Origin of the sequence: Stieleria neptunia, from assembly GCF_007754155.1 — a bacterium.
GTDB lineage: Bacteria > Planctomycetota > Planctomycetia > Pirellulales > Pirellulaceae > Stieleria > Stieleria neptunia.
In genome coordinates, this window is sequence record NZ_CP037423.1 from 1,812,954 (window position 1) to 1,827,468 (window position 14,515).

14 protein-coding genes are annotated in these 14,515 nt (G+C 61.0%); 4 read left to right on the forward strand and 10 right to left on the reverse strand.

Translation table 11 applies throughout. From position 1 onward, the window contains the following. Positions 1-50 precede the first annotated feature (50 nt). The 6 genes from folP to Enr13x_RS06380 form a co-directional block, all read right to left on the reverse strand. A complete protein-coding gene (gene folP, locus Enr13x_RS06355) occupies positions 51-914 on the reverse strand; it encodes a dihydropteroate synthase (protein ID WP_449337075.1) in 864 nt (287 codons plus the stop codon). 20 nt (positions 915-934) lie between these two features. Continuing rightward, a complete protein-coding gene (gene lptE / locus Enr13x_RS06360; RefSeq protein ID WP_231744123.1) occupies positions 935-1,453 on the reverse strand; it encodes an LPS assembly lipoprotein LptE in 519 nt (172 codons plus the stop codon). Positions 1,454-1,596: 143 nt separating this feature from the next. Next, positions 1,597-2,994, reverse strand: a complete 1,398-nt coding sequence (locus Enr13x_RS06365) for a tetratricopeptide repeat protein (protein WP_231744124.1) — start codon at positions 2,992-2,994, stop codon at positions 1,597-1,599. Continuing rightward, a complete protein-coding gene (gene recO, locus Enr13x_RS06370; protein WP_145385232.1) occupies positions 2,991-3,749 on the reverse strand; it encodes a DNA repair protein RecO in 759 nt (252 codons plus the stop codon). Before recO ends, Enr13x_RS06365 begins: the two co-directional genes overlap by 4 nt. Next, positions 3,750-4,085, reverse strand: a complete 336-nt coding sequence (locus Enr13x_RS06375) for a tetratricopeptide repeat protein (protein WP_145385233.1) — start codon at positions 4,083-4,085, stop codon at positions 3,750-3,752. A 2-nt stretch (positions 4,086-4,087) separates the two neighbouring features. Beyond that, positions 4,088-5,041, reverse strand: coding sequence for a hypothetical protein (locus Enr13x_RS06380; protein ID WP_145385234.1), 954 nt, complete (start codon positions 5,039-5,041; stop codon positions 4,088-4,090). A gap of 172 nt (positions 5,042-5,213) precedes the next feature. On the opposite strand from Enr13x_RS06380, the gene Enr13x_RS06385 reads away from it, so the two are divergent. The 3 genes from Enr13x_RS06385 to Enr13x_RS06395 all read left to right on the forward strand — a co-directional run bounded on the left by Enr13x_RS06385 (position 5,214) and on the right by Enr13x_RS06395 (position 8,502). Further along, positions 5,214-5,849, forward strand: coding sequence for a cytochrome c oxidase subunit 3 (locus tag Enr13x_RS06385; RefSeq protein WP_145385235.1), 636 nt, complete (start codon positions 5,214-5,216; stop codon positions 5,847-5,849). Positions 5,850-6,088: 239 nt separating this feature from the next. Beyond that, positions 6,089-7,675 (forward strand): ABC transporter permease, encoded by a 1,587-nt coding sequence (locus tag Enr13x_RS06390; RefSeq protein ID WP_145385236.1) that lies wholly within the window; start codon positions 6,089-6,091, stop codon positions 7,673-7,675. An 83-nt stretch (positions 7,676-7,758) separates the two neighbouring features. After that, positions 7,759-8,502, forward strand: coding sequence for an ABC transporter ATP-binding protein (locus tag Enr13x_RS06395; protein ID WP_231744125.1), 744 nt, complete (start codon positions 7,759-7,761; stop codon positions 8,500-8,502). Positions 8,503-8,775: 273 nt separating this feature from the next. Here Enr13x_RS06395 and Enr13x_RS06400 read toward each other — a convergent pair whose 3' ends face one another. The 3 genes from Enr13x_RS06400 to Enr13x_RS38810 all read right to left on the reverse strand — a co-directional run bounded on the left by Enr13x_RS06400 (position 8,776) and on the right by Enr13x_RS38810 (position 11,749). After that, positions 8,776-9,918 carry an iron-containing alcohol dehydrogenase gene (locus tag Enr13x_RS06400; protein WP_145392149.1) on the reverse strand — a complete coding sequence of 381 codons (1,143 nt, stop codon included), beginning with the start codon at positions 9,916-9,918 and terminating at the stop codon, positions 8,776-8,778. A 309-nt stretch (positions 9,919-10,227) separates the two neighbouring features. Continuing rightward, entirely contained in the window at positions 10,228-11,199 is a 972-nt protein-coding gene (gene epsC / locus Enr13x_RS06405; RefSeq protein WP_145385238.1) for a serine O-acetyltransferase EpsC, read from the reverse strand. A 352-nt stretch (positions 11,200-11,551) separates the two neighbouring features. Next, positions 11,552-11,749 carry a hypothetical protein gene (locus Enr13x_RS38810; RefSeq protein ID WP_231744126.1) on the reverse strand — a complete coding sequence of 66 codons (198 nt, stop codon included), beginning with the start codon at positions 11,747-11,749 and terminating at the stop codon, positions 11,552-11,554. Positions 11,750-12,334: 585 nt separating this feature from the next. Between Enr13x_RS38810 and Enr13x_RS06415 the strand changes: the two genes are divergently transcribed. Continuing rightward, on the forward strand, positions 12,335-12,754 hold the full coding sequence (locus Enr13x_RS06415; RefSeq protein WP_145385240.1) for a hypothetical protein: 420 nt from the start codon (positions 12,335-12,337) through the stop codon (positions 12,752-12,754). Positions 12,755-13,042: 288 nt separating this feature from the next. Here the strand turns inward: Enr13x_RS06415 and Enr13x_RS06420 are convergent, their stop codons facing one another. Next, positions 13,043-14,452 carry a Gfo/Idh/MocA family protein gene (locus Enr13x_RS06420; RefSeq protein ID WP_145385241.1) on the reverse strand — a complete coding sequence of 470 codons (1,410 nt, stop codon included), beginning with the start codon at positions 14,450-14,452 and terminating at the stop codon, positions 13,043-13,045. Between the last annotated feature and the right edge of the window lie 63 nt (positions 14,453-14,515).

Genomic DNA, 14,515 nt, shown 5'->3' on the forward strand with positions numbered 1-14,515 from the left:
AAAAAACGCTTGGCGTCAAAAGAGATGGCAAATCAAACGTCTGACGCCAATCAACCGATCGCGCCGCAGGCCCGAAACAGCGTCAGAGCATCGACGGTCGGTTTGACATCGTGGACGCGGATGATGTCCGCGCCGGCGGCGGCCACGGCCAGCGACACGCCGAGGGTCGCGGCGGTTCGATCGGCGGTCTTGTCGCCCAGCAGTTTCCCGATGAAACCCTTGCGTGAGTGACCGATCAGGATCGGTGCATCGAGTTCGCAAAACCGCGCGGTCCGTTGCAGCAGCCGGAGGTTGTGCTCATGTGTTTTCCCGAATCCGATTCCCGGGTCCAGGCAGACTCGCTCCCGCCGCAATCCCGCACCGAGACAAAACTCCATTCGCTGTTGCAGGTACTGGTAAATCTCTTCGACCACGTCGTCATAAGTCGGGTCGTCTTGCATCGTCTGCGGTGTGCCCTTCATGTGCATGACGCAGACGCCGACCTGGGCATCGGCGGCCAGGGCCGGCATCGCCGCATCGCCTTCCAGGCCGGTGACGTCATTGATGATTTCCGCACCGGCATCGATGGCGGCCTTGGCCACCGCGGCTTTACTCGTGTCGATGCTGATCGGAATCGACAACCGTCCGGCCAGCCCTGCGATGACCGGCAACACGCGAGCGAGTTCTTCATTCGCCGTGACCGGATCGCTGTAGGGGCGTGTGCTTTCGCCACCGATGTCGATGATGTCCGCGCCATCGGCCTGCATTTGCAACGCCAACTCGATCGCGGCGCGGGGATCGTCGTGCCGTCCGCCATCGGAAAAACTGTCCGGCGTCACGTTCAGGATCCCCATCACCAGCGGCCGACGCTGGAACGTCAAGACACGCTGACCGATGTCCCAAACCTTGGCCGATCCGGATTGGCGCTCTGGCACCGCTGTCTTCTCCAAAAAACTTACCAGCGAGATTCCATTTGAGAGACGATCCGTCGCGCCAAGCGGTCGATGGCTTCCTGGTTGGCCGTATCGATCGACTGGCCGGCTTCGGGGACAAAGCGAACACTTTGGCTGAAACCGATACTGTCGCTCTCACTGCTAGCCAAGCTGTTCTGCATCAACCGTCGGCCATCGCGTGCCATCCAAGTGGCCCCGACCGTGATCGCGCTGTCGAGCGCTCGCGGGTCGTCGCTGCTGGTTTCGGTCAACACGACTTTCGATTGTGCCGTGATGCTGCAGCGCAGAACCGAATCGGCGTTCGGATTGCTGACCACCTTGTAGGGCGTTCGTCGTTCGACTTCTTTGACCAGGGCATCGGTCAATTGGGGGCCCAAGTCGTGGCGGAAGGATTCGTTGCGAACCACGGGGATATGGACGGTGCGAATGTCACGTGGATACAGCGCCGCGGCCCCGAACTGATACGCCGAGCACCCGCCCAGCAGCAAAACCCCCCAAACTACCAAAAAGGTGTCGGACACCTTTTTGGGCATCCGTCGGGAGTCCAACGGACGACGGCCCGGAAGGGCCATCGTACTCGAAAGACCGATCGTCCTAAGCTGGGCGGTCCCTATAGCTTGCACACCAACACTCATGTTGGACTGGGGGGGCATCGGGCGGTGCATTATCGCAGCAGTTTTTTGCCGGTGGTTTCGGATGGAGTTTCCTGGGGAGACTCGTCCGGGGTTTCATCGTTGGTTTGCACGGAGTCGACGGTGACCAGAGGCGTCGATCGCTTGGACGAGGGGAACGCTTTGGCGATGGCGCGAATGGCGACGTTCTGCGTCGGCGTCGCGGGCAGATCCTCGATCTGTGCCAGCACCTCGCGGGCCCGCTCGGCTTGGGGCGTGGTGGGATGATCACGCAGGATCTTGCGATACAGCTGGGCTGCGGCGCCGAACTCTTTCCTGCGCTCGCGATACTTGGCTCGGAACGCGAGTTTCTCGGCTTTGTGGTAGGCGATTTCCGCCGCCGCGCGGGCGAGCAATTGGTTGTACTTTTCTTCGCGCAGTTCGGTGGGGAAGCGACGCCGGGTTTGCTTGACCAACTCGTCGGCTTCGTCCAGCACCAGTTCGCTGTACTCCGGCCCGCCGTAGATTTCCAGTTTGCAGCGAATCCCCAACAGGTGTGCCAGGAACAGGTGGTCGCTGTCGGTGAACGTCTCACGCAAGTCGGTCAAAAATTCATCGGCCTGCTCATACTGCTCGTTGCGAATGTGCTCCGCCGCGGCCGCCATGGTGGCGTCATCGGCGAGTTTGCCGGTGGGATCATCGTAGCGGATCTGGTCCAGCACCCTGATCGCGTGTCCATCGGCATCACGGAGCGGTCGCGTGGTGTCGAAGAGATTCAGTGAGTACCAGGCGTCGCTGCCGGACTTGGAAACGTCGATCCAGTATTTGCTGATCGAAAACAGTCTGGCGGCCGCCCGATCCCCGTGGCGATTGCGGGGAAAGTCCTTTTGCAATTTTTCGAACGCGTCGCGCGCGGCGTTGAGATCGTTGGCAAAGAACAGCGACTCGCCCTGCATGAACAGTGCATCTTGGTGCAATCCCGATCCGGGTGCTTCCTTGCCGGCGCTTTCGAACAACTCGGCGGCTTCGGCGAACATGCCGGTGCGGGTCGCCTTGGGAGCCCGGGCTGCTTGTCGGAACAGTTCGTCGCCGCGGCGGTAGTACTCTTTCGCTCGCGGGATGTCTTCGTGCTTTTTACCGGTGACGTAACCGACCAATCGGTTGGTGCTGGGCAATCCGCTGACCAGTTTGCCGCCGGCGTTGGTGACCGGGTTGGAAGCGACGCGTGGCGTCTCCTCCGCCGGCACCGGCTCGGGCGTTTCCGTTTCGCTGGTGGCCACCGAGCGGAACGGCAATTTGGGCAACCAACTGCGCGACGCGGCGCCGGGCGACTGACATCCGGTCGTACTTGCCAGCAACGAGCCTGCCAGCAGACTTGCGCCTAAGCTCGGCCGCCACACCCACTGGGGGAGGCGACGGGAACGGTCCATTTGTTGATTCTTTTTATTCATTCCACCGGTTCCATCCGGGCGGGCAGGTAAGGTTGCATTTTCGGAATCGAGCCGAGGATTGTTTGGATATATCGGCTGATCAAGCCACGCATCTCCCGATAAACCTCCGAGGGAACTTCGATCGGCAGCCGCGTGTGGGGTGCAAGCAAACGTTCCAGGTGTTCAATCGTTCCGCGGCTGACCGTCACGAGGCTGTGCTGACGTGCGCGACAATCGCGACACACGACGCCGCCGGCGATCGGAGCGAACGCGACCCGCGGGGTACCGCTGACGGGACCACCGCAGTCGACACAGCTTCGCGTCGCAGGCGCATGGCCGAGCAACCGCAGCGCGGCGGTGTCAAAACCGAGCAGCGCCAGCGCGGGATTGCCCGTCCCGTCGATCTGCCCGAGCGCGCTGAGCGTCAGGTCGTAAAGCCCGGGGTGGGGGTCGTGATTGTCCGTCAACAGTCGAAGCATTTCGGCGATGTAGTATCCGGCATAAACGCGATCCAACGACTTTTCCGCCCCGCGAAAACGACGCTGGAGCTTTGCCTCGGTCAACAAATCGAGCGCATCGGAGGATTTCCGAATCAGCACTACACGACAGACGGCCAACAGGTCAAGCGAACCTTCGAAGGAACTCTTGGGACGGCGCGCACCCTTGGCCAGCGCGGCGACTTGGCCAAAATCGCGGGTCAGCAGGGTGACGACCAGGCTGGTTTCGCTGAATTCGATCGTCCGGAGCACGACCGCCGTGGTTTGCTCGGCGGCCATTTACAGCTCGTCGTCTTCTTCGCCCAATTCGCCGAGCGTTGCCAGCAATTCACTCATTTCGGCCGCGGCGTGCCCATCGCCCTGGCCGCGCGCCTGGTCGATTCCGTCACGTAAACGCGTCCGCGCCTGATCGACGCGTCCCAAGTCGACGAGCTGTTGGGCGGCCATGAAAAAGGCCGGCACGTAGGGTGGCGCGTCGCGCATCAATTCGTCGAGTTTATCCAGACTCCCCTGGTGATCCCCCTCGCTCCGCAACTCCATCGCCAAGCTGTAGCGCAGAAACGTATCCGTGGGGTCGTCCTGGAGCATCGCCAAAATCTTTTCTTTGCGTGACACGCCTAAAGCTCCTTGGTCCACCGCTGGCCGCGCTGTGTGTTTTCAAAATGAAGTGCAGAGAGTTGTTCTTTCAGGATCGAATGTTCGCCGTTGATCGCCGTTTCGACGCGAAAGACACAACGCGTCGCCATCGACTGAATCAGCGCCGCGACGAGAAAGGTTTCCGCCGAAGTCAGTTCGCCCGGCGTTTCGATGACCGATAAATCCAAGATCGCCTCGGAACAGCTCATCACTTGGGCTTCCGGGTCACTCAACCACAACCGGACGTTGGCCAGACGATCCCCGTTGCGGTGGTTGATCAATTGATGGTGTTCGATGTCCAGGTGGGCCATCGCCGACGCATAGCGGCCTTGTTGGGGAACCACCGCGGACCGTTCGGCCCGAGTGGTGCGCCGGAACTGCATCATTTCCCGGCTGACCGGCGGACGATAGGGGGCCGTGGTGACCACCATCCGCTGGAAACTTTTTTCGGGCGAAAAGCCATGCCGACTCAACAGCGATGCGGCGCGGACATCGACATCCGGAATCCCGATGCCGTGACCGATGGGGGACAAGCCGACGTAGCCACATTGCTGGTCCCGCATCGGACCGGCCAAAATCGAGTGACATTCCTCTTGCTGGATCCGTTGCTCGGCCGCCTTTAGCAGATCGTCACAGCATTTCAGTCCTGCGTGGGTGAAGCAGATCGCCGAAAGAATCGCAACGTCACTGGCCGGCATGCCCGACCATTCGTCGCCATGGTCTCCCGGTCGGCTAAAATGGCACCAGGCCTCGACGCGGCCGTCGATGGTCGCGACCAATAGATCCTTGGGCGAGAAAAACGCACGCGACAAAATCGCCCGCTCGATGATGGTCGTACTGATCGGCGGCGGCGACTGGGCGGCCGTCCAATGCTCACTCCAAACCCTGGCCAGCCCGGGTAAATCTGCATTGCAAAAGTCGCGTACTTCGCTCATAGGGGGCAACGCTGCCTCGTGGGGGGATGAACTGCCGGAGGCAAAATGCGGTTGGAAAGGGGGGCGGGACGTGGGATGCTAAAACGCAGCGGGCAGCGGAACAGTGTCCGCCAGACTATCATTGCCAAGCATACCGCCTGCACGCGCAATCCGTTACCGGCGTTCACGATACATGGCTGCAGAAATTAATGTGACCGACTCCTTCAACGACCGCGGTGCCCCGCCGCGCCCCTTGCTACCGGTGGACCGCCGGGTCAAGCAGGGGGGGTGGCTGTTCTTGCTTTCGCTGTTCGTTTTTTTCGGCGCCACGCTGCTGCTCTATGCCCTCTACGCGGTCTCGCGAAGCGACGATCCGCTGAAATGGGTGCCGCTTCCCAAGACCTTTCTGGTCAGCACGGTTTGCCTGATCGCGATCAGCTTTCTGGTCCACGCCGCGACGCGGACGGTGCGTCGCGATCGGTTTCGCGCGACCGCTTGGCTGCTGGGGATCAGCACCACCGCCGCCGTGGTGTTTACGGTCGTCCAGTGCCTGGCGATGACCGAAATCCTGCTCGGACCGGCGACCTTTGAAGGCCCCGGCCGCGGTGTGGCGGGGATGGTCGTGGTGCTGGCCGTTCTGCACGCCCTGCACGTGCTCGGGGGCATCGTCGCGCTGGGCATCGTCACCACCCGCTCGGCGACCGGGATGTATGACCACGAACGGCACTGGCCGGTCGATTTCGCCGCCCACTACTGGCACTTTCTCGATCTCGTCTGGGTCTGCATGATCGTCACGTTTTGGCTGACCACGGGCGGATTCGGGTTCTAGGCTCTGTCCCTAAACGACGTTCACCGCCAGTAAACCGCGAAAACGGGGTCAGGAGTCAATAGCCGGAACGGCCCTACGGGTGCTTCGCACTATTGACTCCTGACCCCCTTTTCGCTCGCAGGACTTTAGGGACAGAGCCTAGACTTCATCTTTACGCCGATCCCGTCGGTCCCGTAGACTCCGGCGGCAAACGTTGCAACGGATGCCACAGCACCGACACGAGCCAAAGGATGGGCTAAATGTATCGCTGGTTACTCTGCTTTCGTTATCTCAAAACACGCTACATCGCACTGGCGTCGATCATCAGTGTCACCTTGGGCGTGGCGACGTTGATCGTCGTCAACAGCGTGATGAGCGGATTCTCGACCGAGATGCACGAACGGCTGCACGGTCTGGCGTCGGATGTCATGATCGAATGCCATGCCACCGGCGGCATGCCCGATCCCGACGCCCACCTACGTGAAATCGAGCGGATCTGTGGCCCGGCACTGGTCGGATCCTCGGTCAGCGTCAGCGTCCCCGCCATGCTGGGGATCGATTTCCGCGGCCAACAAATCGGCCGGCACGTCAATTTGATCGGACTGGACCCGGTGACCTATGACAGCGTCAGCGACTTCGGCAAATACCTGCTGCATCCGGAAAACCAGAAATCGGCCAGCTTCAAGCTCCGCGATTCGGGCTATGCCCCCGACCGCAAGGAACTCGCCGCGGCCGGTTGGAGTCACCGCCGTGACCGTGTCAGCGAAGAACGTCGCATCGAAAAAATGGTCGCCCAAGAGCGACAGATGATGGCCGAGTTGCATCGCAAGGCAAATGGCCAAAGCGAGCCGTCCGAGCAGGACGAAGCCGCCGCAAACGCCGCCGAAGGACCATCCTTCGGACCTTCATTCTCCCAGGAGTTGATGTCCGGTGCTGATGGGCCGTTGGTCGCCTCCCTGGATCCGATGGAGGAACAATTCCCTGGCATCATCTTGGGGATTTCAACCTGCAGCGTCCGCCACCGCGACGACGCCGGCCAAGTCCAGGATCACTACTACGCCCAACCGGGCGACGACGTTCGTATGATGTTTCCCAACGCGGCGGGCGAAACGAAAGTCATCAACCAGAAATTCACCGTCGTCGATTTGTATGAATCCGGGATGAGCGAGTACGACAGCACGTTTGCGTTCGTCCGCCTGGATCAACTGCAAGAATTCCGCGGCATGATCGATCCGGAAACCGGCGTCCGCAGCGTCACCACGATTCAATTAAAACTGGCCGAAGGCACGGATCTGAACGCCATCCGCGACGCCTTGCGCGATCGTTTTCCGCCCGAGTTGTACGCCTACAACATCCAGACCTGGCGCGACCTGCAAGGCCCACTGCTGTCGGCGGTGCGTTTGGAAACCACGATCTTGAACATCCTGCTGTTCCTGATCATCGCCGTCGCCGGCTTCGGAATCCTCGCCACGTTCTTCATGATTGTGGTCGAAAAAACACGCGACATCGGAACCCTCAAGGCATTGGGCGCCTCCGGACGCGGCGTCAGCAGCATCTTCATGACCTACGGATTGCTGCTCGGATTTGTGGGCAGCGGTGCCGGCCTGATCGGTGGGCTGTTATTCGTGCACTACATCAACGACATCGCCGAGTTGCTGGAACTGTTTACCGGCCAGGAAGTGTTCGATCCGACGGTCTACTACTTCACCGAGATCCCCACGATCGTTCATCCCTTCACGCTGGTTTGGGTGATGTGCGGCGCCGTTGCCATCGCCGTGATGGCGAGCGTGTTGCCGGCCATGCGGGCGGCACGCATGCATCCCGTTCAAGCGCTGCGTTTCGAATGATGCGAAAAAAGGTGTCCGACACCTTTTTGGTGATCTGGCGAATTTGCGTTGCCCACCCCCTCCCCATGACTTGAGATCGTTTGATGCCCACCCCCATCGTTCTGACCGCGCGCGGACTGAAGAAGAGCTATCACAAGGACCGCATCGATGTCCCCGTCTTGCGCGGCGTGGATCTTGAAGTCCGACAAGGTCTGGTCACCGCGCTGGTCGGCCGCAGCGGCAGCGGCAAGAGTACGCTGATGCACTTGTTGGCCACGCTGGACCGCCCCGACAAAGGCGAGGTTTTCTTTCGCGGCAATCGAATCGACAACGCCCCGCGTGCGGTCCGCGATGATTATCGCAACCACGAAATCGGCATCATCTTTCAGTTCTATCATCTGCTGCCGGAACTCTCGGCGATCGAGAACGTGCTCGCCCCGGCGATGATCGGGCAGAGCGTCTGGAGCTACTTTAGATCGCGATCGGAAAATCGTCGCCGTGCCGAAACGATGCTCGATCGCGTCGGTCTGCTGCACCGCGCGAACCATCGTCCGAGTGAAATGAGCGGTGGAGAGATGCAGCGGGTCGCGATCGCGCGGGCCCTGATGACCGATCCGAAGTTGTTGTTGGCCGACGAGCCGACGGGCAACTTGGACACCGAGACCGGACAAGAGATTCTGCGTCTACTGGCGGATCTGAAAGAGCGCGACAACCTGACGATCTTGATGATCACCCACGATGACGAGATCGCCGCCTCGGCCGACGTGTGTTGGCGGATGCAAGACGGATTGATTCACAGCGAACCGGGCGTGCACGAAACGCCAGCCTTCGCCACCCACGCTGCCTAGAACGGATTGCCTGCCAGCGGGCAGCGTCATTTCCTTGTTCCCAGGATCCTGGCTGGGAACACGCTGCGATGGAGGCTCCGGCCTCCTGGCGGGCAATGGGGGTCGCCGGCGGAGCCGTCGCGGGTGGCAAGCAGGATGCTTACCCCACTCCTTGCCGTCGCGGGTGGCAAGCAGGATGCTTACCCCACTCCTTGCCGACGCGGGTGGCAAGCAGGATGCTTACCCCACTCCTTGCCGTCGTGGGTGGCAAGCAGGATGCTTACCCCATTGGGCTCATGCCACCGAGCGGTACAGTGATTCGGCGTTGGCTTTGTCCAGCGGCACCGGGTTGAAGGTGCCGGTCCATTGCTTGAGCGCTTCTTCGACAAAACTCTCGATCCCACTGGCGGGGATTTTCAACGCATTCAAGCTGGTCGCCAGGTCGGCCTGCTCCAGCCAGCGGGTGACCATCGATGCCAGCCGGTCGGGCGCCTCCGATTCGGTCACCGTCGGATCCACGTCACGCAGCAGTTCGGCGTACCAGTCGGGATGCTGTTGGCCGTTGAGCCGAATGACGGCGGGCAACATCAACCCGACCGCTTGGCCGTGCGTGATGTCGTGCCGTGCGGTCAGCGGATTGGCGGTCGCATGGGCGGCACCGAGCATCGAGGTTTCGATCGCCATCCCGGCGAAACACGCACCGAGTTGCATCTGGCTGCGGGCGTCGAGGTCATCGGGGGCTTCCAGCACCCGCGAAAACCCTTCGGCCAACAACCCGAAGGCGCGGCGCGAATAGGTGATCGACATCGGATTGCGTCGATTGGTGACATAGGTTTCGATGGCGTGTGAAATCGCGTCGATGCCCGTCAATGCCGTCACACTGCGAGGCAGGGTCAGCGTCAGTTCCGGATCGAGCAAGGCGATCTTGCAGGCGGCCTTGGGATCGCCGCACGCCATTTTGACGTGGGTCTCGGTGTCGCTGATCAAGGCGAACGACTGGGCCTCGCTGCCGGTGCCGCTGGTCGTCGGCACGGCGATCATCGGCAACATGTCCGCGGTGGCTTTGCCGACCCCGTGGTAATCGTGAATCGTGCCGCCGCCGGAGTACACGAAATTGATGCCCTTGCAGCAATCCATGCTGCTGCCGCCCCCCAGACCGATCAACAGGTCCGGTTTCACTTCGGCCGCCTTGGCGACGCCGGCATCGACCATCGCGCAGGTCGGATTCTCGGCGAAGTCATGAAACGACTCCACGTGCAGTCCCGCAGCGCGAAGATGATCGACCGCGTGCCCAAAGTGGCCGGCGTTGACCAACCCGGAGTCGCTGACCACCAACACGCACTTGGGGCGGAACCCCGCGGCGAGCTCACCGAGCCGGGAAAAGACACCCTGCCCAAAAACAATTCGGGTGCGTGTCGTGGCGTCAAAGGGTGGCAGTTTGGTCATCGAACTCGGGCGAATCGGCGAAGGGGCAGCAAAAAACGGCTCGCAGAATTTTAGTCGATCGGGTAACCCCACGCTGCGTCAACTTCAGGTCAGACGTTGACACAGCCCCCGCCTGGGGATGCCCGTTTCCGGATTTGCTCCGCCAACGCTAGTGCTTCGTCAACTTTTATTCTTAGGGTACCGCGGAAAAGGGGTCAGGTACCAAAAATGCGAAGCACCCTGCGGGCCATTTGGTTTTTGGTACCTGACCCCTTTTCCGCTCGACAAACGCAGGCTCGAAAACTGAAAGCTGACAAAGCACTAGATTTGATAGTTGGCGTGCTCGTCGACCGAATTGACCGAGGCGCCGCCGCGGACTCGCAAGGACGGCTGCTCGAGCACCACGGTCGTGTTGGGCGAGACGCTGCGGGTGATCCACACGCTCGATCCGATCACCGAATCGTGTCCCACCACCGTCCGACCGCCCAGAATGGTCGCGTTGGCATACACCACCACCCCGTCCTCGATCGTCGGATGCCGTTTTTGGCCGCGAATCAATTCGCCGCTGTCGTCCGTCTTGAAACTCAGGGCGCCCAGCGTCACCCCTTGATAGAGTTTGACGTGGTCCCCGATCTCACAGGTCTCGCCGACGACGACGCCGGTCCCGTGGTCGATGAAAAAGTACTCGCCGATCGTGGCACCGGGGTGAATGTCGATCCCGGTTTGCTTGTGCGCCCACTCGGTCATCATCCGCGGGATAAAGGGCACGTCCAACCGGACCAGTTCGTGGGCGATCCGATACACCGTGATCGCTTCAATGCCGGGATAACAGAAAACGACTTCATCGGTCGTCTGGCAGGCCGGATCGCCTTCGTAGGCGGCCTGAACATCCGTGGCCAAGGTCTTTCGCAAGGCCGGGATCCGCTCCAGCAATTCGATCGCCATGGTCTGGCCCTTGGCTTCGTAATCCGTCTCGCTCTCGCAGTCGTTGTGCTTGTTGCGGACGCGATCTTCGTGACGCAATGCCCGAGCGATCTGGGTCGTCAGCTGGTCGTGCAGCGAATCGATCGTGCTGCCGACGTGGTAGGCGATGTTGCCGGCATGCAACCCGACCTTGCGCCGATAGCCCGGATAAAGAATGTCCTTGATGTCCAACAGGATCGCGATGATCGCTTCATAACTGGGAAGCGCACAATGCCCGAGGTGATTGATCGCGTCATCGGGCGTGTAGGTCGCAACAATACGTTCAGTCAAACGCGGCAGCTGTTCTTTCAATCGGACGTCGGATGCCACAACAAAGTCTCGCGTGTGCTTGGAATCAAAGGGTCCACGCCACTGGATCTAGAAGCCCCGCGGCGACGCATGGTTCGCGGACGATTTCATTGTAGGGCCGCGAACGGACTTGACCACTCCCGTGACCCCGTGCGGCTGACCTGACCCCGTGCGGCTGACCCCAGCAACTGGAGTCAGGCACTTCAACTGGCTGACGCAGTCGGGCTCAAATCGACAGCCCGCGAGCCGTCCGGTTTCGGCTTGAAGACACCTTGAAACACCGGAGGGCTCGCGCCCTACCGCTCACCAACAATCACCCGTTTGGTGTCAACGCAGCTGGCATCGACCCAACGGCCGGTGTCCAGACCACTTCCTAGCGACCGATCGTCGGCGGATCGTTCAGCAAAAAGTCGCGTGGGCCTCGCACGGTGTAGTACGGATAGGCCGTTTGACCGGTCGGCGGACCAGAGTTGTACGTCTGCGTCGTGTTGGCGCGACTGCCCAGCGTCCCCGGTCCCAGGTGCGAGCTGTAATCAAGCCCGCCCTGCTGCCAGCCGATTTTGCCAGGCACACACCCGGTTCGGCAGCCACTGCCGCACGAATTGCACCCTCCGGCATTCATCTTGCCGAGCAAGCCGGTGCCGCTGGAGCAAGCGCCCGAGCTGCAGGCACCGGTCGAACAACCTTTGCGTGTCTGATTGTGTAAACATCCGGTGCTTACCATGAGCAAACCGGCCAACGATCCAATCCATAGCCAACGGTTCATCGCCGAGTCCTTTTGGGCATCTTGCTTGTGTGGCTGCGCCAAACCCACGAAACGTGATTCGTGATCTGACGACGCCCTCTGATGTATTCGACCAGAGTTGCAGGCCGCTCCCGGTGAATCATCGTCCGATGCTTCACCCTCGCAGCCCACAGCGGGATTCTCTGGTACACGTCTTCCATCGACGTCGCGATCGGCTCGGTACACACAATCCCTGCGACCCGTACCAGGGTTTCAAAATCGCAAACGAACAAATCCCGTAAATTACCTAGGTGTTGCTAGCAAACCTGGATGCGGCGGCGTCTCATCGCATCGCGAGTCTGTCTTGTGTCGCAGCGGCCCAATCTGGTAGCCACCACCGGTCACTCGAATCCTTGAACCCCCACACGATTGATGAAACTGTCACCCAGGATGGCCGTGATCGCCCCAGCGCTGTTGCTCGCCACGATCGGACTCGTTCCCAGCGTCGCGGCTCAAACCGGCATCACCAACACCGCGATTGTCGCGCCGACGCAAGGGGCGGCGTTGGACGATTACCTGATCAGCCGTCTGCGTGCGACCAGCGAAGATCAACGCCAGTACGTGCGGGAGATCGTCAAACTGGTCGACCAGAACAAGCTGGAAAAACGCCTGGTGTTGGCGTTGGAACGCTACGCACGCCGCAAGAGCCCGTATTTTCCGCTGCCCGCCTACGAACGGGCGTTGCGTGTCGAAGCCGGCAAACGAGGTGTCGCGGTGCCGACGCTGAAAGAGATTGTGGCCCGCAACGGAGCCTCGGCCGCACGCGCGGTCCGCGATTCGCGATTCCGCTAGTCGCGGAGGCCGCTGGACCCTCCCGCACAGAGGTCGTGCAGTTTTTACGTCGTTGATTTTAAAGGGTTTTCGTCACTCTCCCCCTGGGAGAGTCGAGCGCAGCGAGGAGAGGGTCGGCGTTGTTGCTTGGGGTCGCCCGTCAAAAGTGAAGTGAACGCCGCGATTCACCGATCGACCTCCCCTCGCTTCGCTCGACCCTCCTGCCAGGAGGGTGACTTTCAAACTGCACGACTCTCCGCAGGAGAGTCGCGCAGGAATCCTCAGAAACGCAACGAATGCGGCAATCCGTTACAGTTCCCAGCCGCTGCGGTATTCGCGGGCGACGAACTCGTTGACTTCGGGAACGTTGGTGCTCTTCAGATTTTTCGCATCCCATTCGATGCGTTTGCCTTCACCGGCACGCAGCGCCAGGTTGCCGACCAGGATCGTTTCGGTCAGGCGACCGGCGTAGCCGAAGTTGGACATCGTGCCGGGTTCGTATTCACCCTTGATGGTGCTGACGAACTCCCATTTTTGGCGTTGATCGTTGCCGGCCTTGAACGGAATTCGCGGCAGCCATGGATCGGGCTTTTGATAATCCTTGAAGTCGTCTTGGGGCAAGATGTCGAACTGGGCACCGTAGTCGTTGGCCGAGAACACCATGCCCTTGCTGCCGACGACCAGCGCGCCGCTGGTCTTGCGCCCCCCTTCGCGCTGCTTGGCGATTTGTTCTTGGAATCGTTTGGGAAGCTTGCCGATCAGGTCTTCACGCGGCAATTCACCGCCGTCGTACCAGTAGAATTGGCACGCCGGCAGGCCTTCGCGTTCGGGGAATTCGAACAACAGCGAGCTGCTCGCCGGGTAGGTTTCGCCTTCGAAGATGCCGGGGTTTTTGAGGGCGGTGACGGCGACCGGGTCCCACAACTTCAGCGCCATGACGGGCATGTTAGTGGTGTGACAGGCCATGTCGCCCAGGGCTCCGGTTCCGAAATCGACCCAGCCGCGCCAATTGAACGAGTGGTAGACGCCCTTTTTAAACGGCCGCATCGGTGCCGGTCCGATCCAGGCATCCCAGTTCAGGTTTTCGGGGATCGGGTCTTCACCTTCGGGGCGCCCTTGGCCTTGGGGCCAGACGGGGCGGTTGGACCAGACGTGGACTTCGGACACGTCTCCGATCGCACCGCTTTGGATCACTTCGACGGCGGTTCGCAGCCCGTCTTCGCTGGTGCCTTGGTTGCCCATTTGCGTCACGACGCCCATCTGCTCGGCGGTTTCTCGCATCAAGCGGGCTTCGCTGATCGACCAGGTCAGTGGTTTTTGGCAGTACACGTGCTTCTTCATCCGCATCGCACGCACGGCGGCAGCGGCATGGGTGTGGTCGGGCGTGCTGACGGTCACGATGTCGATTTTGTCGCCGACCTTGTCGAGCATTTCGCGGAAGTCGCTGAATTTTTCTGCATCGGGAAACTCGCGTGCTTTCTTGTTGACGGTGTCGCCATCGATGTCGCACAAGGCCGCGATGTTGACGCCGTTTTCGGCGATGTGGCTGGTGTCGCTACCGCCTTTTCCGCCCACGCCGATGCAGCCGGCACTGAGGCCCTGGAGAGCTGATTCTTGAGCCTTGAGGACGGGGGAGGTGCCAGTCCAGTACCCGACACCCACCGCGCCGGCAGCGGCAGAGCGGCCGAGGAAACCACGGCGATTGGTCCGTTTGGTCATGCAAAAATTCCTTCAGAGTGGAAATGACTTGATTGCGCGGCGACAAAGCGATCGGCGCCGGGG